The 21,933-nt window shown below is 55.3% G+C and carries 24 protein-coding genes; 14 read left to right on the top strand and 10 right to left on the bottom strand.

What is annotated here, in order from left to right:
• Window positions 1–69 precede the first annotated feature (69 nt).
• From AC4CWH_RS04015 to AC4CWH_RS03975, 9 genes are all read left to right on the top strand, one after another.
• Window positions 70–999, top strand: a complete 930-nt coding sequence (locus tag AC4CWH_RS04015) for an ArsR/SmtB family transcription factor (RefSeq protein WP_491320490.1) — start codon at window positions 70–72, stop codon at window positions 997–999.
• A gap of 138 nt (window positions 1,000–1,137) precedes the next feature.
• Window positions 1,138–2,646: an arabinosylfuranosidase ArfA gene (gene arfA, locus AC4CWH_RS04010; RefSeq protein ID WP_491320489.1), complete on the top strand. Its 1,509-nt coding sequence runs from the start codon at window positions 1,138–1,140 to the stop codon at window positions 2,644–2,646.
• 7 nt (window positions 2,647–2,653) lie between these two features.
• Window positions 2,654–3,727, top strand: coding sequence for an ABC transporter ATP-binding protein (locus tag AC4CWH_RS04005; RefSeq protein ID WP_491320488.1), 1,074 nt, complete (start codon window positions 2,654–2,656; stop codon window positions 3,725–3,727).
• A gap of 84 nt (window positions 3,728–3,811) precedes the next feature.
• A complete protein-coding gene (locus AC4CWH_RS04000; RefSeq protein WP_491321347.1) occupies window positions 3,812–5,086 on the top strand; it encodes an extracellular solute-binding protein in 1,275 nt (424 codons plus the stop codon).
• Between the two features lie 90 nt (window positions 5,087–5,176).
• Window positions 5,177–6,061, top strand: a complete 885-nt coding sequence (locus AC4CWH_RS03995; RefSeq protein ID WP_491320487.1) for a carbohydrate ABC transporter permease — start codon at window positions 5,177–5,179, stop codon at window positions 6,059–6,061.
• Window positions 6,058–6,927 carry a carbohydrate ABC transporter permease gene (locus AC4CWH_RS03990; protein WP_491320486.1) on the top strand — a complete coding sequence of 290 codons (870 nt, stop codon included), beginning with the start codon at window positions 6,058–6,060 and terminating at the stop codon, window positions 6,925–6,927. The genes AC4CWH_RS03995 and AC4CWH_RS03990 overlap by 4 nt, the downstream gene beginning before the upstream one ends.
• Before the next feature lie 501 nt (window positions 6,928–7,428).
• The gene (locus tag AC4CWH_RS03985) at window positions 7,429–8,319 is read left to right on the top strand and encodes a hypothetical protein (RefSeq protein ID WP_491320485.1); all 891 of its coding nucleotides are present in this window, start codon (window positions 7,429–7,431) and stop codon (window positions 8,317–8,319) included.
• 17 nt (window positions 8,320–8,336) lie between these two features.
• Window positions 8,337–8,918: a hypothetical protein gene (locus AC4CWH_RS03980; RefSeq protein ID WP_491320484.1), complete on the top strand. Its 582-nt coding sequence runs from the start codon at window positions 8,337–8,339 to the stop codon at window positions 8,916–8,918.
• Between the two features lie 59 nt (window positions 8,919–8,977).
• Window positions 8,978–9,235, top strand: coding sequence for a hypothetical protein (locus tag AC4CWH_RS03975; RefSeq protein ID WP_491320483.1), 258 nt, complete (start codon window positions 8,978–8,980; stop codon window positions 9,233–9,235).
• An 84-nt stretch (window positions 9,236–9,319) separates the two neighbouring features.
• On the opposite strand, the gene AC4CWH_RS03970 is transcribed toward AC4CWH_RS03975, so the two are convergent.
• Window positions 9,320–10,159, bottom strand: coding sequence for a DNA adenine methylase (locus AC4CWH_RS03970; protein ID WP_491321346.1), 840 nt, complete (start codon window positions 10,157–10,159; stop codon window positions 9,320–9,322).
• Between the two features lie 565 nt (window positions 10,160–10,724).
• On the opposite strand from AC4CWH_RS03970, the gene AC4CWH_RS03965 reads away from it, so the two are divergent.
• Complete coding sequence (locus AC4CWH_RS03965; RefSeq protein WP_491320482.1) at window positions 10,725–10,937, top strand: hypothetical protein; 213 nt, start codon at window positions 10,725–10,727, stop codon at window positions 10,935–10,937.
• 125 nt (window positions 10,938–11,062) lie between these two features.
• Here AC4CWH_RS03965 and AC4CWH_RS03960 read toward each other — a convergent pair whose 3' ends face one another.
• From AC4CWH_RS03960 to AC4CWH_RS03935, 6 genes are all read right to left on the bottom strand, one after another.
• On the bottom strand, window positions 11,063–11,407 hold the full coding sequence (locus tag AC4CWH_RS03960; RefSeq protein ID WP_491320481.1) for a hypothetical protein: 345 nt from the start codon (window positions 11,405–11,407) through the stop codon (window positions 11,063–11,065).
• Window positions 11,391–11,843, bottom strand: coding sequence for a hypothetical protein (locus tag AC4CWH_RS03955; protein ID WP_491284337.1), 453 nt, complete (start codon window positions 11,841–11,843; stop codon window positions 11,391–11,393). The genes AC4CWH_RS03960 and AC4CWH_RS03955 overlap by 17 nt, the downstream gene beginning before the upstream one ends.
• The gene (locus AC4CWH_RS03950; RefSeq protein ID WP_491320480.1) at window positions 11,840–12,082 is read right to left on the bottom strand and encodes a hypothetical protein; all 243 of its coding nucleotides are present in this window, start codon (window positions 12,080–12,082) and stop codon (window positions 11,840–11,842) included. The genes AC4CWH_RS03955 and AC4CWH_RS03950 overlap by 4 nt, the downstream gene beginning before the upstream one ends.
• Before the next feature lie 122 nt (window positions 12,083–12,204).
• Window positions 12,205–13,146 (bottom strand): glycoside hydrolase family protein, encoded by a 942-nt coding sequence (locus AC4CWH_RS03945; RefSeq protein ID WP_491320479.1) that lies wholly within the window; start codon window positions 13,144–13,146, stop codon window positions 12,205–12,207.
• 55 nt (window positions 13,147–13,201) lie between these two features.
• On the bottom strand, window positions 13,202–13,642 hold the full coding sequence (locus tag AC4CWH_RS03940; RefSeq protein ID WP_491320478.1) for a hypothetical protein: 441 nt from the start codon (window positions 13,640–13,642) through the stop codon (window positions 13,202–13,204).
• A 1-nt stretch (window position 13,643) separates the two neighbouring features.
• Window positions 13,644–14,186 (bottom strand): hypothetical protein, encoded by a 543-nt coding sequence (locus tag AC4CWH_RS03935; RefSeq protein ID WP_491320477.1) that lies wholly within the window; start codon window positions 14,184–14,186, stop codon window positions 13,644–13,646.
• Between the two features lie 524 nt (window positions 14,187–14,710).
• Between AC4CWH_RS03935 and AC4CWH_RS03930 the strand changes: the two genes are divergently transcribed.
• Window positions 14,711–15,607 carry a hypothetical protein gene (locus tag AC4CWH_RS03930; RefSeq protein WP_491320476.1) on the top strand — a complete coding sequence of 299 codons (897 nt, stop codon included), beginning with the start codon at window positions 14,711–14,713 and terminating at the stop codon, window positions 15,605–15,607.
• A 266-nt stretch (window positions 15,608–15,873) separates the two neighbouring features.
• Here the strand turns inward: AC4CWH_RS03930 and AC4CWH_RS03925 are convergent, their stop codons facing one another.
• Complete coding sequence (locus AC4CWH_RS03925) at window positions 15,874–16,272, bottom strand: hypothetical protein (protein WP_491320475.1); 399 nt, start codon at window positions 16,270–16,272, stop codon at window positions 15,874–15,876.
• A 278-nt stretch (window positions 16,273–16,550) separates the two neighbouring features.
• On the opposite strand from AC4CWH_RS03925, the gene AC4CWH_RS03920 reads away from it, so the two are divergent.
• Window positions 16,551–17,611 (top strand): IS630 family transposase gene (locus tag AC4CWH_RS03920; protein WP_491320474.1). Its coding sequence is split into 2 segments (ribosomal slippage): window positions 16,551–17,043 and window positions 17,043–17,611, totalling 1,062 coding nucleotides; the frame shifts between segments, so codons are not numbered across the junction.
• Here the strand turns inward: AC4CWH_RS03920 and AC4CWH_RS03915 are convergent.
• Window positions 17,533–17,775, bottom strand: a complete 243-nt coding sequence (locus tag AC4CWH_RS03915) for an HNH endonuclease signature motif containing protein (protein ID WP_491321345.1) — start codon at window positions 17,773–17,775, stop codon at window positions 17,533–17,535. The two genes, AC4CWH_RS03920 and AC4CWH_RS03915, sit on opposite strands and share 79 nt — an antisense overlap.
• Window positions 17,776–18,504: 729 nt before the next feature.
• Between AC4CWH_RS03915 and AC4CWH_RS03910 the strand changes: the two genes are divergently transcribed.
• Window positions 18,505–20,079 carry an AAA family ATPase gene (locus AC4CWH_RS03910; RefSeq protein ID WP_491320473.1) on the top strand — a complete coding sequence of 525 codons (1,575 nt, stop codon included), beginning with the start codon at window positions 18,505–18,507 and terminating at the stop codon, window positions 20,077–20,079.
• Window positions 20,079–21,134: a hypothetical protein gene (locus AC4CWH_RS03905; protein ID WP_491320472.1), complete on the top strand. Its 1,056-nt coding sequence runs from the start codon at window positions 20,079–20,081 to the stop codon at window positions 21,132–21,134. Before AC4CWH_RS03910 ends, AC4CWH_RS03905 begins: the two co-directional genes overlap by 1 nt.
• A 122-nt stretch (window positions 21,135–21,256) precedes the next feature.
• On the opposite strand, the gene AC4CWH_RS03900 is transcribed toward AC4CWH_RS03905, so the two are convergent.
• Window positions 21,257–21,928, bottom strand: coding sequence for a hypothetical protein (locus tag AC4CWH_RS03900; protein WP_491320471.1), 672 nt, complete (start codon window positions 21,926–21,928; stop codon window positions 21,257–21,259).
• Window positions 21,929–21,933 lie beyond the last annotated feature (5 nt).

The raw sequence follows: 21,933 nt of genomic DNA, 5'->3' as shown, positions 1-21,933 counted from the left end.
GACAACCGCGGGCCCTGCATTTATATCCCGAACACAGATACATACCGAATCCCGCCAGAAAGATGCCTGATGACACCCAATTTCCTGCTGATCGACGCGGAGAAGGATTTTGAAGTCCTGAAAGCGGCGGCCTCGCTCGTGCGCGTACAGATCCTCAAGGCATTGCATGAGGCAGGCGGCCTAAACGTCAATGAAATTGCCGAAAAGCTGGCACTGCCGCAATCAACCGTCTCGGCAAGCGTTGCAGCGCTCGAAGCCGCCGGTCTCTTGCGCACCGAGACGAAAAAGGCCCGCAAAGGCAGCCAGAAGATCTGCTTTGCCACCTGCGACGAGTTGATCATCTCCTTCCACAAGCCGGAAAAAGCCTCCGAGTCCAACCGCATCACCGTTGCCATGCCGCTGGGTCTCTACACCCAAAGCTCCGTCACCGGGCCGTGCGGCATCTGTTCGCCCGACGGTATTATCGGCCTCCTCGACGTGCCCGACACGTTCATGGACCCGGAACGCATGAAGGCCGCCCTTCTCTGGTTTACGTCCGGCTATGTCGAATACCAGTTCCCCAACAATGCCAAGATCCAGGGCAGGACGATCACCGAGATGGAATTTGCCATGGAGGTGAGTTCCGAAGTGCCGGGCACGCACAGCAACTGGCCCTCCGACATCACGCTTTCCGTCAACGGCATGGAACTTGGCGACTGGACCTCGCCCGGCGATTTCGGCGACAAGCGCGGCACCTACACACCCGACTGGTGGAAGCTTTCCGGCTCGCAATATGGCATGCTGAAAACCTGGCGGATCACCGAGGAAGGCTCGTTTGTCGATGGCAACCGGATTTCCGGCATCACCCTGAAAGACCTTGCCCTTTCCGATCACCGTTCGATCCGCCTGCGCATCGAGGTGAAGGCAGAGGCACGCCATCCGGGCGGGCTCAACATTTTTGGGCGCGGCTTTGGCAATTACGATCAGGACATTCTGCTGCGCCTGCGAACCGCTGGCTGACACGCGCACAACCGCGCCAGCACCTTTTCCAAAAGTATGATTTCTTGCGTTGACAAGGCCGTTTTCTCCCGCCAATAATATCACAAAATAAAGTTCGTATCCATATTTCAGATACAAACTGTCTCGGGAGGAGACCCCATGAAAACGCGTATTTCCGTCCACCGGGATTTCCGGATTGGGCGCATCGACGATCGCCTGTATTCTGCGTTCATCGAACATATGGGCCGCGCCATCTATGGCGGCATCTATGAGCCCGGCCACCCCAATGCGGATGAAAACGGTTTTCGCAAGGACGTGCTGCAGTTCGTCCGGGACCTCAAGATCCCGGCCATCCGGTATCCCGGCGGCAATTTCGTTTCCGCCTATCGCTGGGAAGATGGCATCGGCCCGCGGGACCAGCGCCCGGTGCGGCTCGACCTTGCCTGGCGCTCCAAGGAAACCAACCAGGTCGGCATCAACGAGTTTGCGACGTGGGCGCAGATGGCCGGCATCGACATGATGCTCGCGGTTAATCTCGGCTCGCGCGGTCTGGATGATGCCCGCAACTTCCTCGAATATGTCAACTTTCCCGGCGGCACCGCCTGGAGCGACCTGCGCCAGAGCCATGGCGCCAACGCCCATGGCGTGAAGATGTGGTGCCTCGGCAACGAGATGGACGGCCCCTGGCAGATCGGCCACAAGACGGCTGTCGAATATGGCCGCCTTGCCAACGAGACGGCAAAAGCCTTCAAAGGGTTCGACCCCACCATCGAGGCGATCGTCTGCGGCAGCTCCAACGACCGCATGCCGACCTACCCCGAATGGGAACGCGAGGTGCTGGAAGAGTGCTATGAGAATGTCGACCACATCTCGCTGCACAAATATTTCGGCAATACCAGCCACGACACGCTGAACTACTTTGGCAAGATCGAGGAAACCGGCCGTTACATCCAGACGATCGGCGGCGTCATCGACTACGTGAAGGCCAAGAAACGCGCCACCAACGACGTCCATATCTGCTTTGACGAATGGAACGTCTGGTATCACATTCGCGAGGAAGACGGCCGCCGCATCAAATCCTGGGACTGGCCGGAAGCGCCGGCGCTGCTGGAGGAAACCTATAATTTTGAGGATGCGCTGTTCGTCGCCGGCCTCCTCAATGAGTTCATCCGCCGTTCCGACCGCGTGCGCATCGCCTGCATCGCCCAGCTCGTCAACGTCATCGCGCCGATCCGCGCCGAAAAGAACGGTCCTGCCTGGCGCCAGACGATCTATTACCCCTACCAGTTCGCCTCCCTTTACGGACGCGGCGATGCGCTGAACATTGCGGTGGATTGCCCGACCTACGATTGCGCGACCGCTGACGACGTCAAATATCTCGACGTGGCCGGTGTGCACAATGTCGAGGAAGGCATGATCACCCTCTTCGTGCTGAACCGCCACCTGACGGAAGCCGCGGACCTCGACGTTCTCCTGACCGGCTTTACCGGCACAAGCCTCTCGCTCCACATCGCCTATGAAGGTCATGACCTGCGCACCGGCAATGGCCCGGACCAACCGGACCGGATCGTGCCCGGCCCCGGCAAGGGTCTTGGCATGGAGGACGGGGCACTTAAAGGGTCCGTCGCGCCGCTGTCCTACCACGTCATACGCCTCAGCGTTCAGTGAGGCGGGGATGGGTGTCCGTCTGACCAGCGTCGCCAAATCGTTCGGATCGTTCCGGGCGATCGAGGATGTCTCCATGGAGATCCCGACGGGCAGCTTTGCCGTGTTCGTCGGCCCGTCGGGATGCGGAAAATCCACCCTGCTGCGCATGATCGCGGGGCTGGAGGAAACAAGCGGCGGCCAGATCGCCATCGATGAGCGGGATGTGACGGCCGTGGAGCCTGCCGACCGGCAGGTGGCCATGGTGTTCCAGAACTATGCGCTTTATCCGCATCTCACCGTGTTTGAAAACATGGCCTTCAGCCTGCGGCTGGCCCGCCGCCCGAAGGACGAGGTAAAGGCCCGCGTCGGCGCTGCCGCCCGCATCCTGCAGCTGGAAGAACATCTGCAGAAAAAGCCCTCGCAGATGTCGGGTGGGCAACGCCAGCGGGTCGCCATCGGGCGCGCCATAGTGCGCCAGCCAAAAGTGTTTCTGTTCGACGAGCCGCTGTCCAACCTCGATGCGGAACTGCGGGTGCAGATGCGGCTGGAACTGACGCGCCTCCACCGGCAGCTGGGCGCCACGATGATCTACGTGACGCATGATCAGGTGGAGGCGATGACGCTCGCCGACCACATCTTCGTTTTGAAGAACGGCCACCTGCAGCAGGCCGGCCCGCCGCTCGTGCTTTACGACGATCCCGATAACCGTTTCGTGGCGGGCTTCATCGGCTCGCCGGCGATGAACTTTTTGGGCGCCCGGATTACCGCCCGCACCGGTTCGCGCGTGACGCTTTCGGTGGAAGGCAGCGACCACCCGTTCGAGACGGAGATGGCGGACATAACGGCCATCGGCAGCGCAGTCGAGATCGGTATCCGGCCGGAGCATTTGCGCATCGGGTCCGCCCCAGGCCTCGCCGTGACGGTGGATGTGGCCGAAGAACTGGGTGACGTATCCTATCTCTATACCCGCACCGCCAGCGGCAAGGAACTTGTGGTGCAGCGACAGGGATCGCGCGACCGCCTTGACGGTACGCTGGTACACCTGTCGGCAGATCCAAAACATGTGCTGGTCTTTAATGGTGAAGGCCGGCGGCTGCGCTAAAACGCGGGGAGGCGTTTTTCGCAGTGCCTGAGGCGCCCGCGACAACAGCGGGCGATGAAGACAAACCTGGGAGGAGTGATGATGATGAGACTGATCAAGAGCCTGTTGCTGGGCACCGTGCTCGGCCTTGCCGCGCTGCCGGCCGCCGCGCAGCAAGATATCATCTGGTGGGATTTTCTCTCCGGCGGCGACGGCGTGCGCATGAAGGCGCTGATCGATGCCTTCAACAAGGAACATCCCGATATCCGCATTCGCGGCACGACGCTCGAATGGGGCGTGCCCTTCTACACCAAGGTGCGCACGGCGTCCGCCGTCGGCGAAGGTCCTGATGTGATGACCTACCACCTCTCGCGCGCCACGCTTGGCATCGAGGAAAAGGTGCTGAGCCCGATTACCGATGCCGACCTTGCCAATGCCGGGCTGAAGAAGGAAGACTTCTTCGAGGCGCCGATCAAGGCGGCAACCCAGGACGGCAAACTTTATGCCGTGCCCTTCGATATCCACGCGCTGATCCTCTATTACAATGCCGACCTGCTGAAGGGCTCGCCCTACATCGATGGCAACGGCACGCTGACCGGCATCAAGACGCTCGAGGATTTCAACAAGGCGCTTGTCTGGTTGAAGGAAAAGGGCGTGCCCACCCCCCTCACCTATCAGTCCGGTGGCGATGGTGGCGTCTGGCGCGTGTTTTATACGCTGCTGTCGCAACAGGGCGGCGAGTTTGTGACCAATGGCAAGGTGCTCGATGGCGACAATGCCGCAAAGGCCGCCAAAGCCATCGACACGATGAGCGCCTGGCGCGAAAAGGGCCTTTCGCCGGAACAGGCGGAATATGAGGCGTCCGTCGCGCTGTTTTCCGCCGGAAAATCTGCCTTCCAGCTGAATGGCGTGTGGGAAGTGCCGACCTTCAAGGATCTGGAAAAGAGCGGCAAGCTGGGCTTCAAATGGGGTGCTGTGGAAGTGCCGCCGTTCATGGGCAAGCGCGCCACCTGGGCCGATTCCCACGCCTTTGCCATTCCCAATGAAGGTGACAAGACGGTATCCGGCGAAAAGCGCGCGGCCGTGATGAAAGCCATCGGCTGGATGGAAAAACACGCGATCGGCTGGGCCGATGCCGGCCATATCCCGGCTTACAAGGCCGTGACCGAAGGCGCCGACTACAAGGCCATGCAGCCGAACGCCACCTATGCAACGCTTGCCGAGGCTGCCGCCTTTGATCCGCAGACCCGCATCACCGGCGTTGCCTCTCCCGCCTATGACGCTGCACTTAACGTCATCGCGCCGGCTATCCAGGGTTATATGAGCGGAACAGATGCCGTGGAGCAGATCAAGCTCGAGCTTCAGGACAAGCTGAAGTGACGGGCGGCCCTGCGGCTTCCCTTCGCAGCCGCAGGGCCATTTTTTCCACGCAACCGCACACGCCAGAACCGGCGGCCAGGAGATTTGCCCATGGCGATGATCGAGAACCGGCGAAAAAAATCCCTCGTCGCGCTGGCGATGGTGACCCCGTTCATCGTGACCTTCACGATCTTCTTTCTCTATCCGATGCTGAAGATGATCCAGCTGAGCTTTACCGATGCGCCGCTGATCGGCAGCGGCCAATGGATCGGCTTTGACAATTACACCAAGCTGCTCAGCGACCGGCTCTTTACCATCTCGCTCAAGAACAACGCCTATTTCGTCGCCTTGACTGTCATCCCCACCACCGCCATCGCCCTTTTGATCGCGCTTGGCATCAGCCGCCTGTCGGGTGCGCGCCAGACATTGGTGATGGCGCTGTTTTTCATGCCCTATGTGCTGCCGGTCTCGGTGGTGACCGAAATCTGGGCCTGGATGCTCGACCTGCAGTTCGGCATTCTGCAGCCGCTGATCGCGCTCATCTCGGGAAAACCGGTTGCCGTGTTCAAGAACCCCTACTGGGTCATGCCATCGGTGGCCGTGGTTACGATATGGTGGACCAACGGGTTCAACGTGCTGCTGTTTCTGGCAGGCCTGCGCAATGTGCCGGCTGAGCTTTACGAGGCAGCATCGCTGGATGGCGCCACCACCTGGCAAAAGTTTTCCCGCATCACCTGGCCGCTGCTATGGCCGGTCACGGCGCTGGTGCTGACGCTGCAACTCATCCTGCAGCTGAAGATCTTCGACCAGATCTATCTCTTAAGCGGCGGCGGCCCGTTCAACTCGTCCTATGTGCTGCTGCTCAAGGTCTATCGCGAGGCCTTCCAGTCCAACAATGGCGGTTATGCGTCCGCGGTCGCAACCGTGGTCTTCCTGCTGATCGTCATCATTTCCGTCCTGCAATTCCAACTGCTGCGCATCAGGAGGAACAGATGAGCCAGATCCAGAGCCAACCCCAGGTGCGGCGCCCAGCCAAGAGCCTGCCGCGGCGCGTCGAAAACGCGGTGCTTTCGGTGCTGACGCTTGCAGCCGCCCTTGTGTGGATCTTTCCGCTCTACTGGACACTGGTGACCTCGATCCGCTCGGACGAGAACGTCGCCGGCAATACCTCGCTTCTGCCGGACGAATTTCGCCTCCAGGCCTATCTGGATGCCATCTTCAACACGCGGCTGATGACCTGGTATTTCAACTCGGTCGGCACGGCGGTCATCGTCACGGTGCTGGTGCTGTTCATCTCGGTGCTCTGCGCCTATGCGCTGTCGCAGATCCGATTTCCCGGCCGCGGCCTTCTTTATGGCGTGGTGCTCGCAAGCTTCATGGTGCCGGCGCAGACACTGGTCGTGACGCAATTCATCCTGATGAAGGATTTGAACCTCATCAACACCTGGGCCGGCATCATCCTGCCGCAGCTGATCGCACCTGTTGTGATCATCGTCTACAAACAGTTCTTCGACAGCGTGCCGAAGGAAATGCGCGAGGCCGTGGTGCTCGACGGCGGCGGCGAATTCACCATTCTCTTCAGGGTTTTCCTGCCGCTCAACTGGGGCATCACCACAGCCCTTGCCATCGTCACCTTCATCGGCGTGTGGAACGCCTTCTTCTGGCCGTTCCTCGTGGTCACCTCGGAAAACATGATGACCATCCCCGTCGGCATCACCCAGGTCAACGACGCCTTCGGCGTCGCCTACGCCCGCCTCATGGCCGTCGCCATGCTCGCCGCCCTCCCCGTCATCATCGCCTACATCATTTTTCAGCGCCGCGTGACGGAGGCGATCATGATTTCATCGGGGGTGAAGGGGTGATGTGGTGGGCCCGGAGGGCCTACGAAGCATAAGCATTATCAGATGATTACGAAACCGGTTAGCCAAATTTGTTCTTATAATGTTCCAAGGGATTGGCTAACCGCCGGCGCTTTGGTCTTGCTGAGATTGCTCCACAGCCTCGATCGCTCTGCTTACGGCCAAACGCACCATAATTGGGTTTTGTCTGGCACATTTTTGCCAGCAGCACTCACGGTGGCCGACGTTGCCCTTGGTCGGCAACCACGAGTGCGTCGAGAAGCATCAGAAATACTGCATAGCACCTTGCTATCCAGGCCTTATGGCCCCGCCTCACCCCTTGAGTCTACAATATCTTTCACAATCTGATTCAGCGAATTTCACCTCTTTGCAATAATTTTAAATTGTATATTTGGAACAACAAGGCCAGCTGAGCTGAATCACTGAATGCTCAAGTAAAACTGAAAAATTCATTGAAATTCAAAATGAAAGAAAATACATTGTGTAAGCGCAGAGGAGGTGATCATGAGGCTGTTCATTATTGCTTGCTTTATTATCGTTCAATTCTCAGGATATGCACGGGCAGAAGATCCGAGATTGAAACTAATATCCCTGATGAATTTTAATTGGGATATGAATTCTGACCGCGGTTTAATGCGGTTTGATGCTCCTTTTTTTGGCATATTTACTTTAGAAAAAGCTGCAAAATACTATGATTGCTTCGATGATAAGTGTGATTATCGGCAGGCTGTAAAATGGTTGTTTTCAGAAAAGGTGCCGGAATATGTCGATGGCCCAGAGCCTTGGTTCACAATATCTCCGTACAAAAGCAGCGAGCTAAGCAACCAGCAGATTGATCTGGCATACGTGTCCATGTGCAGTCTACCATTTAACTCATTAGAGGATAGCGTTTCACTAAGTGAGGAAGAGCTTCCAGAAGAGTCAAAGCAGGCGCAACGGGAGCGACGGGTTGCTGAGAAGTATTTCACCAAGCAATTCCTTCAGTCCATTGGCGCTGGCGTCGATTTGGCCACCAATGTGACAAATGCAGGCTTGCTGACGCGCAAAACAAATAAACTGCTTCGCGACGCTTGGCTTGCTGGGAAACTTCGACGGCCGGCTTTGGTTTGGGCGAATGGTGAATGTGGCGCAGGTGAAATTATGGTTGCGCTGAAGTACGCTGAGCCGACCAGCAGAGCGCAGGTTATAGGAGAGTTCGACTATCAGGTTTGCCGCCGATTTAGTCTCAATCCATGGGATCCAGATCAATGTCCGCATGTGAGAGACGTACTTGGCAAGCGTGAGATGTTCGCCGGAAATTATCGGTTCAGGCTTGTCAGAAATTCCGGCGACATTGTTTATAAGAAATATGACGTTGACACTTCAATTGAGGTCGATCCAGAACTCACACTCTGAAATTGGAGCGGTATCTGATGTCGCAACTTCATGACTTCCGAAATTTTGTGTCAGCATTCGTTGGGCTTATCGCTGGCGGAGTAGCGACAACAGCACTGGTTTTAGTGACGGCGCTTATCGGTTTGGCGCCGCCCTGGCCGCCTTCGATCATTCAAATTACTGCAATAGCACAATTGCTGGCACTAATATTCGTGTACCAAAAGCTTTTAAAAGCTAACCGTAGAACTATTGATCGAAAAATGAATATATATTTGTTGTTTTTGATAATTTTTACTTTTTTGTACCTGTACTCGCATTCTCTCTTGGTTTTCGAGATGCCGAACGGCGAGTTCGGAGTGCGCGGAGCAGTATGTACATCAAAAGCGTTTTCTCTCTATGCAGATAGTTGCCCATTTCTTGAGAGAACTCAGATCTCTGACGCGCAGTTTGAAGCTGATCGACTATGGACGCCTGTTGGCTTAGGGCTGTCGCGCTTATTCCTGCTAGCAAATTGGGTCGGAGGCTTCGCATGCTTAGTCTACCTCATTGCGACATTTGTCATCTACCAGCGAAGGAACACTATTCCAGCGACAACAAGGCGCCTGCCCCCTGCCCCGTGAAATAGATAAATGCCAAAGCCTGAAACCTGCGGAGCTTTCCAGCCACCAGGAGATACAACTTGCATGAACAAAAAGGTTTGACACGCTACCGCGCCGCCTTTGTCATCACCCACTCATTCGTGCCGACATTCCCGCAGTTGCGGCACCTGAGCTTCAGCCGGATCTTCTCAAGCGGCTTCCTGGACCCAAACCGCCGCTCCAATGCACGGCGGTCAACACCACCGTTCCTGCCGCATCTGCTGCAGACTGCCCCCAGCACATACCATTCCGGCACGGTCTCAAAGGTCGCCGGCCTGTCAAAGACAATACGGCTGTAATCGTCAGGCCGAAGATTGATCCCTCGCCGGTGCTTAATGTTCTTCTTTTGTTCTAATATTGGCGGCTCGTCAATTGGCAACCCATCAAATCAGCGGCAGGTTTGCAATCGACGGCTGCCTGCCGTCCATGATGATCACCTCCCCCACCTCTTTGCCAGCGCCACCCCGGATCGTATAGGTCAGCGCCGCTTGCGCCATCGGATACCGGCTGAATATCTCCCTCACCTCTGGCGTGTCGTTCAGTGAAATCATGAAGCGGCCTTTGATCGAGGCCAGGCGCTCGGCCATCTCGGCAAAGTCGTCCCGGCTGAAGACGTTCTTCCCATAGTCGTTCTCGCAGCCGTAGTATGGCGGATCGAGATAGAACATGGTGCCGGCGCGGTCATAGCGGTCGATGAACCTACGCCAGTCCAGGCATTCGATGACGACGCCGGAAAGCCGTTCGTGGACTTCCTCGAGGATAGGCGCCAGACGGGTAAGGTTGAAGCGTGCGCCGCCCGTGGTATCCACGCCAAAGGTGCGACCGGTGATCTTTCCACCGAAGGCGAGCTTCTGGAGATAGAGAAACCGGGACGCCCGTTCCAGATCGGTGAGCGTGCTGGGATCAAGGGACGCCAAGCGCTCGAATTCGCGCCTGGAGGTGATCTGGAATTTGAGCACATCCATGAGCTGGGGATAGTGCCGCTGCAGGATCCGAAACAGCGTGGTGACATCACCGGACACGTCATTGATGACTTCGGCACGCGGCACAAGCCGGCGACGGAAGAACACGCCGCCCATGCCGGTGAAGGGTTCTGCATAGAGATCGTGGGGGATTTGTTCGAGCATCGAGGCGATGCGCGCCGCGAGCTGCTTCTTGCCACCGAGATAGGCAGCGGGAGGAGATACGGGACGGACCTCGGAAAAGTGAAAGCTATCTTGCATTGTGTACGACCATATTTTCTGACAAACCGCCCCGGCCTGCGCAGGCAGCGGGTGCGGCAATGATCGTGAGAGATTGTCGGGCGGGGTACGACGCCAATCAGAACCCGCTGTTGCAGCCATGATGGCTGCGACCACCCGTGCCCGGGCGGCAGACCTTGGCCGGAAGGGAATTCCCTTCCGGCCAAACGTAATCAATGATCGTATTTTCCCCTGAATGCACCTTGTCGTCGCTGCAGAGAAATATAAGTGTAATTGTGGGTCCGGCGCCTTCGCACCCTGTGGGAGCCAAGTATACAGCCCGCATACTTGTAGACAGGCGCACTCCTGTTCGGGCCTAGAGGCTGGTCGACTACCCCCCGACCAGCCTCTTATAACCATTTCTTTGAAGATGCTCACTTTAGAATATTTATAAAATGAGCCTGCTTATTTCGGATCTTCGATCTTCTGCGGTATATCCGCTCACCACTGGAAGAGAGCTGCTGTCTTTACAGGTCGTCGTGCCATTGCCTATGGCGGGCGCTTGCCATAGCGTGCAATCTATTGGGTAGCCGAAAGAAACAGCTTCATGACCTTGCGAACCGGCACCATCATGCTTGCCCTCCTGGCGGCAACCGCAACCTCGGCCTTTTGCGAGGATGCTCCGAATACGGTGCTGGACACCGAAGCGACCGATGGCCTGCCGGATGAGGCCAAGCCGGTTGTGGCGCCTGTCGTTAAACCACGCCCTGATGACAGCAAGCTGGCAGACAGCATTGATGACGGTCATGAGGGCGGCTGAAGGGCTGAACGCCATCTCGCCGTTCGGCCTCAGCCCTTTCTGCCTGTGAACTACTCCAATGCGTGCGGGGCTCCGCTGGGTGGTGAATAAATCCCATCCACGGTTTGAAACTGCGTATGCGCCGATCACATATCGTCGCGCCGTTGCGCCCTGCGCAGCTCCCGCTCCAGCCGCATCTCTTCACGAACCCGCCCCAGCTCGATGCCGACGATTTCATGCGCGCGCGCCAGGCGCTCACAGATCTCGACTATGCGGTGCATTTCTGCCGTGTGGTCTTCGAGGACGGCCGTTGCCCGGTTAAGCGCGGTTGGATCGACAATCACGGCTGCCACCTGTGCGGCGGCCGGTGAGGTTGCCGGCGACGTGCGCGCCCCCTGCATCAGGCCGAGGTGGCGAACGGCAAAGATCACCGCGATCGTTGCGCCGAATGTCATGAGAGCAAGTGGCGGCAGATTAGCCAGTTGTTCCATTGCGAATTTCCCCTTGATCGCGCGCCGCACGATGAATGTTGATCAGCTCGCCAAGGGCAAACAGCGGGTAGACGGCAAGCCAGGTGCTGGCGACATCGGAGGAGGCAAAGCCATAGGAGATGCCCGACCAGATGACGCAGCCGATGGCGGCCGAGAGTTGGCGGATCTGCGGTGTCACCCGTTCGCGCGCACCATTGATGACGAGGCCAATGATGCGAAGGCAGCCGATGAGCAGCATCGACCAGCCGAGGCAATCTTCTGAGGGCACAAGATCCCGAAACGCCCAGAACTGCGGCTGGTTGAACGTCTCGGCCGGCAGCAACAGCACCCAGCCGAACATGATCATGTGGCCAGCCATCATCCATTCCATCATGCGCGGGCCAAACCTGTGGCGGATGCGGATCCAGATGCCGGGACCGAGATAGCCGTCAGTCATGGCGCCTCCCCCCGGTGGTTGGCGCACTCGGCCTTTGACCAGACGGCGCTAGCACAGAGGCCGACGACGGTGCGGTCGATCTTGCGTTGATCGGCCGGCGTTGCCCCGCGCGCGCCGATGAGATCAGTTCCGACCACGCGCCTGAGACCCGCGACACTTGCCGGCGCCGTAGTCCCACAGGCCGTCAGGGCAAGTGTCGAAACGAGCGCGAGCATCATCGGCATTGTCACCTGCTGCATTGTCCTGCCTTTCGATGGAGATGCGCGCATCATTGCCGGCCTGTTTCCAGAACCAGATCCCGAAGGCGCCAAGGATTGAGAGAGCCGCCAAGACGGCTACGATTTTGACGGTCGCCGGCATGTCACACCTCGACCGCCTTGCCGCGCCAGGTGTTGAAGCGCCGGGCGATCACATCGCGGTTGCGATAGGCGACAGTGGCAAGGGCAATCACCACAGCGCCAACTGCGATCCATTGCCAAGGCAGACCCGCAGCCCAGGCCGCAACCGCCGTCCCTGCCCCGCTGCTGCCCGCTTTCGTCAGTGCCTCGCGGGCGGCTGTCGCATCGCGCCGCAGCTGCGAAAGCGTTGCCGGCCCGATGATGCCATCGGCGACGAGGTGCGGATGCGCCCGCTGATAGGCGATTACGGCAGCTTTGGTCTTTTCGCCCATCCAGCCGTCGATGGCGCCGGGATTGAGCCCGGCGGCCGTCAACAGCTCCTGCGCTTCACGAACGACAGGATCTTGCCCGACAGGTTTAGTCTCTGTTGCCGTGCGCGGTGCGCCCTCCGGCAGTGCGCCAGAGACGCCGGTATAGATGCCGGTGGAAAACAGCCACGCCTCTTCTTTGCGCCGTCGCACCAGGCCGGGAAGCTTGACCCCGCCCGCGGTGTTGTAATGGCTTGCAAGATAGTCAGCGGCCGCCTTCAGCTTGCCCGCCCGCCAAAGCTTTGCCCAGTTCCACGTCATGGCGCCGATACCGAGATTAAAGCAGGCAGAGGCCGCCGCATCGAGCTGATATTGCGTGCGATCGTCAGGGCTGTTTGCGACAACAGCCGGCACGAATTCCGAGGTCATCACGGCATCGAGGATGGCGTCAGACTGTGCGGCGGTGATTTTGGTCTTGCCGGGGATGAGCTTGGTGATACCGATCTTGGCCAGCTCACGTCGGCAGCTTTCGCTGCCCATCGTAAAGCCTGTGCCGATGGTCGGGATTTTGCGGCTATCGAGATAGCAGGTGAGCGGATTGCCTTCGAGCAGGCGCACGAAAGCCCTCCCCGGTGCGGAGATTGCGGTCACGGGCACGGATGCCTCCTGGATTAGGTTTGGGGATTGCGCGGGAATGCGCGTGGGGTTGGCTTTAAAGCGTGGTCACCGGCCAGCGGATCGGCGAAAGTTCGGACACGATCTGCTCGACAGTCGGTTGCGGGCGTTCGCCCGCCTCGACCCTTGCCAGCTCGTCATAGGCAAAGGCCCAGACGCTATCGCGCCAGGCAATGAAGGCTTGCGCTTCCGCTGCCCAGCGCGGGTTTGTGGAGTTGGCATAGGAGGCGAGGCTGTTGCCGCTGTCATAGAGGCGGTCTTGCGCGGTGCGATCGACCATGGCCTGAATTGCGGCCCTGTAGTCGGCGATGGCGGGCTCGGGTTGAACATGGGCGGGAATGACATTGCCCGCCGCTTCCCATGCGGCAATCATTTGCCGATGGCGATTGTCGGCATCATCGGGCACAAGCACTTCTGCAAGCTCCCCGTCGAAGACAACACGGATGAACCCGTGTTCGTCATATCCTTTCACCTCCATCTCAAAGCTCCGCATCAAAAAGGTAATATCTGTTGTAGACGCCAACGCCGCCTGGAGCCGCCGACGTGACTTGTGCGGTTACGTTGCGAAACGAGGGGAAAACACTGATATCGCTGACATTCGTGGTCAGTCCCACAGCGGTCTGGATAGCCGTTGGATTGTTGCGCATCTGCGCCATAAGCACGAAGTTGAGTTGCAGCCCCTGGCCGGCCGATCCGGCCTGCAGCACCAGGGACAATTGCCATGTTTGCGCATAGCGCTGGCAAAGGACAGTTTCCATCACAACATGGCGCGCTGCAAAGTCGCCGAGATATCCCTTCTCGAACTGCATCAGCGACAACGTGCCAGCATTCCATTCCACCGTAACATTTGCAGAACCGTCGCATGTGGCAGAGACGCTGCCCGCAGCACCATAGTTCCCGTTGTTGATGCGCCCTCGCGCCGTCCCGACCCACCACAAAATATAGGTGCCAGCCTCGCCCGAGAAGGCAGCCGCCTCAATCACCTGCTGAAGAGATCCGGCGGTGATGTTGAACGTCGTCACGCCATTGGCCGTGGAAAAGCTATAGGTGCAACCATTGGCACCAGCCTTGAAGCGGTCATGGCCATAGCCGCCGGGGGCAAGGGTATCTTCGCACTTGCCCACTAATGCCTCTACGACATCGCGGATAAGCGCATCTGCTATGCTTCAGCAATGGCAGCCGATGTGCCCGCAATAATCTATGAATCGACAGGCCGTGATGCGCCGGCGGGCTGTCGGCCAATCTCCTGATTACACCAATGCCTTCGTGTTAATGCCGACTGGATCTGGCGCAACAAGCGCGGCATTCGATCAGGCGACGCTTACGGCATGGGGCTACCGATGATCTCAAATCGACCGATCGTCAGACAATCTATAAGTATTGCGGCCGAGTATCAGAACAAAATTTGAAAGGGTTTGGAAATTTGTGGGAACCCGGCTTTTACATAATTTGAATGCGCCTTAAGGCTGCAGAAAGTACAGAAAAATAAAATAAAACTTGAGAAGGCATCTTGTCAGTCAGTACTTATCCAAAGTTCGAGGATCAAATGCAGCGTTTCAACCCTTGCTCAAAAATGATGTCGTGGACGAAGGAACTTTCCGAAGGCCTTTGCCCATGCGGAAGCGCGAGAAGAGCAAAAAAATGTTGCTGGAGGGTGGGAAATCGCTGGGAGCGAAAATCAATAGGGGAGATTTCAATACCCGATACGGGGTATCAGAACCCACGTTGTTATTGTTCCTCAATAGGTGGCTGCTCTAAGACCATCACAAAAGAACATTTTGTTTCTAAAAATATATTGGACAAATTGACGGACGGAAACATCAAAATCCGGAACTACAAAGGCGGCCTATTCGGAGGAAAATCTAATCTGGATATTGGCAAAGCAAATTTTTCCGCGAAGATACTGTGCGACAATCACAACAGTCGGCTGTCACCCCTGGATGACGCTGCGGGAGCCATATTCAAGAATGTTGAAGATTTATCGGGGCGCTTAGTGACTCCATCAGCCGAACAAATTCTTTTCCTTTCCTCAGGAACAGACTTGGAGCGCTGGTTGATGAAAATGTTTTGCGGCTTAATTGCTGCGGGGGGAATCCAGTCTCAAAGCGGAAAAAAAGTGACTGTTGACGAGGTATTAGATTTTATTCCTTTTATTTTTGGCAGATCCCGATTGATTGAACCATGCGGCCTCTACTTCCATAATTTTGAAGGCCAGCTAAAAAAATCAAATCAAATCACTTTTGCAACCATAAAGCTTGAGAGAACTGATGAAGTTGGGGGCTTAATGCTTTCGCTCGGGTTGCTGGATATGATTTTGGTGACCAATCAAAACTACGGAAAAACGTTTTATAATCCAGCGTGGTTTCGACATGCCAATCAAACATTCAATGTCAAAAACGGTAATGGGCGGTTAGCCCAGGTATTTACGTTTGACAGCCGTTAATTTCAATGTGTTCCTTAGCCTAAGGAATTAGTTGTTATTTCAAACCTGCGGAAGGTTGGCCTAACCCAAAGCGCGGCCACTTCAAGCGCGGCATCAATTGAAGTGATCCGAGATTGGCGTCAACCACAGTTCTTGAGCGAAACGCCCCTGATATTTTCTTCTTTAAATTCCGGAAATCCGCGTCAAGCTACAGTCGTAATCCGCTATCTTTAACCAAGCTGTAACACATTCGTTAATATCGAGATGACGCCGAGGTAGCCTTCACATCACCTGTCAAAGAACAGGCCAAACCCGGGCTCTGGCCTTTTCCCTTTGTACTGGGTGCTATCGCGAAGTCCTAGGGCACCGGTGTTGTCTTTTAATACACCACCTCGGATAACGCCCAACAATTGGTCACCTCGTTTGACCGTGATCTCATCAGGTGAGACCTCGAACCCAGCAGGTATTGGGTGCGAAGGGCCGGCTACCTTGAAAAAACCTTGGCGAATATCTAGCCCGTCGATGCCGAGCGACATATCCAGAACGACGCCGTAATTCGTCCGCACAATGACGCGATCTTGGATCATCCTCACATCGACCGCTGTGGTAGCCACGCGGAGGTGCCCATCATTGACCCCGATAAGAACGCGCCCGCGATCGTCTGTAAGGGTCAGGATATGGATCAAGGGAAGCCCATCTATGATTCTGATTGCAAGCAAGTCATATCCGTCGACCCATATAACTTTGTTGTGCCTATCCGTCCCCTCTGCCCATTCGCAGGAGATGAGAGTGCTACCTATCTTGAGTTCTTTATTGTCGATATGGCGCTCAACCGGAGAGCTAAGCCAGCGAGAGGCGTTATAGGGTTCGCTTCTGTGCCTAATACCAATCGTCGCTGAGACTGACTCTTGGGATTCCCAAAAGCCGACGAATCTGAATCTCTAGCTCAAACAGGAGGTTTGCGATGGGTTCAGCGCTTTCTTTACGGTCGGATTTCGACGGGTCCATGCTACGGCGACTGGCCCGGCAGACGCGCGATGCCGATCAGGCGCGGCGGCTTCTGGCGCTCGCATCGATCTATGACGGCGGTTCACGGGCCGATGCCGCTCGGCTCGGCAGCGTGACCGTTCAGATCGTGCGCGACTGGGTGGTCCGCTTCAATGCTCGCGGTCCCGACGGACTGATCAACGGCAAGGCTCCGGGAAAACCTTCTCTCCTGAACGACGAACAGCGAACGGCCTTGGCGCAAGCCATCGAGCGCGGACCGACATCTTATCTTGATGGCGTCGTCCGATGGCGTCTGTGTGATCTGGCTCAATGGATTTGGGAAGAGTTCCGCATCTCGGTGAGCGAGGAGACCCTGGGGCGCGAAGTGCGTGCCATGGGGTATCGCAAGCTCTCGGCTCGCCCAAGACATCATGCGCAGGATCCGGAGGCGGCCGAGGCATTTAAAAAAACTTCCCCGCCGCTGTGGCAGAAATCACCGCCGGCCCCGCCAAGGGCAAAGTGATCGAAATCTGGTTCCAGGACGAAGCTCGGATAGGCCAGAAGAACAAGATTACCCGCCGCTGGGCCAGGCGGGGATCGAGGCCGTCCGCGCCGCACGACCAGCGAACCCGTTCGGCCTATATCTTCGGTGCCATCTGCCCCAAGCTTGGCAAGGCCGCCGCTCTCGTCATGCCGTGGTGCGACACCCATGCCATGAACCAGCATTTGATCGAGATATCCCGCAACGTCGCGGACGATGGCCATGCCATCCTCATCATGGATCAGGCCGCATGGCACATGTCCAACAATCTCATCGTTCCTGAAAACATCACCATCCTGCCACTACCGCCCAAGTCGCCTGAATTGAACCCTGTCGAAAACATCTGGCAGTTCATGAGGGACAACTGGCTCTCGAACCGCATCTTCAAGACCTACGAGGATATCGTCGACCATTGCTGCTACGCTTGGAGAACCCTGCAGGACCGACCATGGAAGATCATGTCAATCGGAAGACGCAAATGGACGCAAGGGTTCTGATCAATGACGGTTGGTATAAGTATTCGCTCTCTGCTTAGTTGACGATTGTGGAACTGTGCGTGATGGGCTTTGCATAACAAAACCAGATTATCTGGATCATTGCTTCCTCTCGACGCCACCGGTCGGATGTGATGGATGTCATATAAGGGGCACCCACATATCACGCATCCAAAATAGCATGCCCTCCGGACGAGGCTACGCGTTTGTTCAGGGATACTCGTTCTCTTCACGGTGACAGTCCGGATCTCGTGTTACTCCGCAACATGTTAGACCAGCAGGAATAATAAAATTCCAGAACCTCGTGTCAAAATTCCAAAACCACGCGTCCGGTGTTGTTCGACAGACCGATCCGGAATTTGCGGGAATTTCCGGGCTCGCACGGGATCACGCGAAAGCGGCCAATTTCCAAGGGGTTTCGCTGCTGCAACGCAGAGGTACGGTTCGGCATGGAAGCATGCCGAACCGATTTCATAATGGAGCTTATGCCGCGAACGGTGATCAAGCGGCCCGAACTTCAAGACACCTTTGAGAAACCGCTCCGCTCCTTCAAAGGATTGATTTACTTGACCCTCCGCCGTCCGCACGCCTGACCAACCGGCCGCGATTACTGGCGCAATGGCGAAAGAAAAAACCGCAAGTCTAAAATCCAGCCATTATGCCGATTTTTTCTTTATATACCAATTACCTATCGGCATCAGGGGGTCAAAAAGATTTCCGCAACTTCGAATTATTCTAACCGCCGCGTACCGTTTTCTTGCTCAGCCCCTTTCCCGCGCAAGGGAACTGCAGTCTAGACTGGGGGATGACAAAAACGACGGTGTCAATGTCAGATTCTCTTTGCTCCTAGCACGATAGATGTGCAATTAAGGGATGCATTGAGAAGGCTAATCAGCATGCTAAAGTACGGATTGAGCAACATTCGCCGCTTGGAGCGCGTTGAGCCGATAGAGCTTAAACCCATTACACTACTAGTTGGACGCAACAGCGGCGGGAAAAGTACATTTCTTCGTAGCCTTCCATTGTTACGTCAATCGTTGATGACCCGTACCAGCTCTCCAATACTCTGGTACGGAGATCTTGTGGACTTCGGAGAATTTGACACCGTCATTAATCGGTCCTCTACCGAGAAAACGATTTTTTTTAACTACCAGATCGATCAAATCAATACTTTAGAGCAACCTTATTTTATCGATGAGTACGGAAACTATAGACGCCTTGGCGGCCGCATATATTTGAAAGGTATCGACGTCAAAATAGGGATCGACAAGCGGGGCGATCGCACGAGAATTTCGCGCATCGACCTTAAAATCACTGATCCGGATTTGTCTGTTGCAATCTATGTTGATGATTCAAACGCCACTAGAGTTGAGATTGACAATCAAGACTTGACCCCTCTGATAGCTCCGCTGAAGTTACAATTGCCTTCAGGGACTTTGTTCCCGGATTTACATTATTTGCGTCAGCGGGAAGGCGCGACGACATCCGCATGGCCGTTACAAAATGTTTCTGCAATCATTCCTATAATTACGAGAGCGCTCCGCAAGATAGTAGACGGAAGAACCAAAGATAAGACATTGTCAGATCTGACGGTGCGGTTAGTTGCCGCCGGCGTCGCCTCGCCTGAGACGCTCCGCGGCGCCGCCAAAACGCAAGGCGTGATGGTCTCTCGAGCACTCAACTTAATCGCTGATCAACGAGACTATTTTCCACACTTATACATTCTCATAAACGCTGCAGTTTTACCAAGCATCATAAGGGCAATTTCGCACCATCTCCGCAGCATTTTTAGCTCCACACTCTATATCGGACCCGCACGCGCAAGAAGCGAGCGTTATTATCGCTACCAGGATCTAGCTGTATCTGAGATTGACCCTGACGGGAAAAACTTTCCGATGTTCCTAAATTCTCTCTCTAGGAACCAAATCGAAGACTTTTCTTCTTGGGTTCAACGACTTTTTGGATATGGCGTAAGTGTCTCACGGAAAACCGGCCACATCAGTATCAACCTCACGGACGGGAAGCTGGAAACGAACATCGTTGATGTGGGGTACGGAGTTTCTCAAATTTTACCAGTTCTGGGCCAGATCTGGTGGGCAAGGCACCGGCCTACCTCCCGCGAAAAACAAACTCCGCTAGCGATCCTCGCGATCGAACAGCCAGAACTGCACCTGCATCCAGCGCATCAGGCTTTGCTAGCAGATGCGCTCGTTGGGGAAGCCGCAATACAAGAGCAAACCGGCGGCAACGGGCAACGGATGCACTACGTTGTAGAGACACACAGCGAGACGCTGGTAAACCGCATGGGTGAGTTTATTGCGGCCGGACGCCTGTCTCCCGCAGACGTTCAGGTGGTTCTTTTTGAACCAGACGAAACAACGCAGGCTACCAAAGTCCGAACCGTCGGATTCGACAGCGACGGAGCGTTAGTCGATTGGCCATTCGGTTTTTTTCAGGCTCCGGTAATCTGATGTTGATTAGATGGACCTATGACGACGCACTGCTGGCAGCCTTAGACGACGCCCGGGTCCTAACCGCTGCACGCGAACTTTTACGCTGCCACCGGCTAGGTCACCACCTTCTGGTAGTTGAGCGCAAGGTCGCCGTACATCTGATGGCTTTAGACTTCGGGTTAGAGGATAGATCTCTAATACAAAGACTCGCAGCCGATTACACTCAAACAGGAAATTTGCACGAAAAGTGCAGCATGTATCTAGAATTAATTAATTCAACCGAGAGTGTTACTCGCCAGAATGAAAGATCCTATGGAATTTCGTTGGGCGCAGTAATTCAATCGCGCGTAACTGATCCTACTGTTCTTATAGTAGAGAATATCAATTCAGACGGTTGGCTCATTGGTCAAACACTAGCCGTAACTTCGCTCAATAGCGGCCGAGGTAGTTTCAAATTAGAGTTAGCGCACGGTGGTGGCGAAGATGTTGTCCACGTGATGTGCCACCAATTAAAAGAAAAACGAATAACAGTAGCCTTGGTGGACTCTGACCAAAACTCGCCAACCACACCGTGCTCCGGAAAAGTTGTTAAACTTGCCAAAGCTGTCGCGTCGGAACGCTCATGGCGCCTAGGTTTTGTTAAAAGTACGCCCTGTCGTGAAATCGAAAACCTTCTGACGCTTAGCGTACTACAAATGTTGAAGTCAGGGCACGGCAACAAGGCGAATGAAATTTATCATACTATAGAGATGGCAGAAGAGCGCGCGCAAATTCCTCCTAAACAGAGATTTTCTTGTTTTGCTGACCTAAAGTTGGGAACATCGCTTATTGGCTGCAAGATGAGCCAAGAAGACATCGATTGGATAAAAGCATGCTTTGAACTGGCCGGCTTAGAAAAGGAAATCATAATACCCGGATATGGGGAGAAAATCGTAAGCCAAGTCCAAGCAGATGGTGGACACATTTCTGAATTTCGCAAAGCCATGCGACAAAAAGTTTGGCAGGATAAATTCTTTAGTTTTTTTGACGATTTGCTTTGCTATTTTATAGCCATGCGTCGCTTAGTTACATGACATCCAAACAACCGACGTTGTTCGGGAAACGCAAGTTAACCTGTTCTAGCTTCAGTCTGGCGAAGCGCGTGCTGCTATACGTCAGATAATGGCGACAGCGTAAGCACAAGACCACGAGTAAATCACTGAGTTGGTCTGATTGAGCGGATTTCTGACCATGGGATGAATGAAGCTTTTGGATCGCCATCAACGAATGCGATTACACCATCTGAGGTCTTCATAACGATCCAACACTTGTAACTTGTTCCAGCAGCATTGGAAGTGAGGGTCAATGCGGGGCCGACTTTCGCGAACATAATCCACCCGTATCCCATTATCAAAGCTGCTGAAATCGCGACCATGTTGAGGATCACTATCATCTCTCCAATCCGACCCTTAAGAAAAGATCTAAATGATAGCAACGCGATAGTAACTGTCACACATATCAGCCCATAAATACCCGCACCCGATAACAATGCAAAAAAAAGAAATGCAACAGAAATAGTGGTAATTAAAATTTCCGCAGCCACCCCACCAAATTTGCTTTTAGTATTTACAATTATCAACAAATAATTGGAAAAGCTCATCTCTGACTGCCGATCATACATGACCATCAACCACAGAAATCTCAAGACAACTGCGAAGAAGACTGAGCGCAATAAGTAAGAATTTAAGAGTTCATCTCGTCCAATGAGTGGTGTGAGGCTTCTGCCCAAGGCCATCAGGTTGCCGTACATGAACGCCGCCGAAAGCATCAAGGCAGTAAACACGGAAGCAACCGTAGGATGCCTTAAAACGGTGATTACTTTCTTCACGCTGC

The organism is Neorhizobium sp. PAMB6716 (assembly GCF_058242805.1).
The sequence above is the reverse complement of the archived record's forward strand: the minus strand, read 5'-3'. Positions and strand labels throughout refer to the sequence as shown.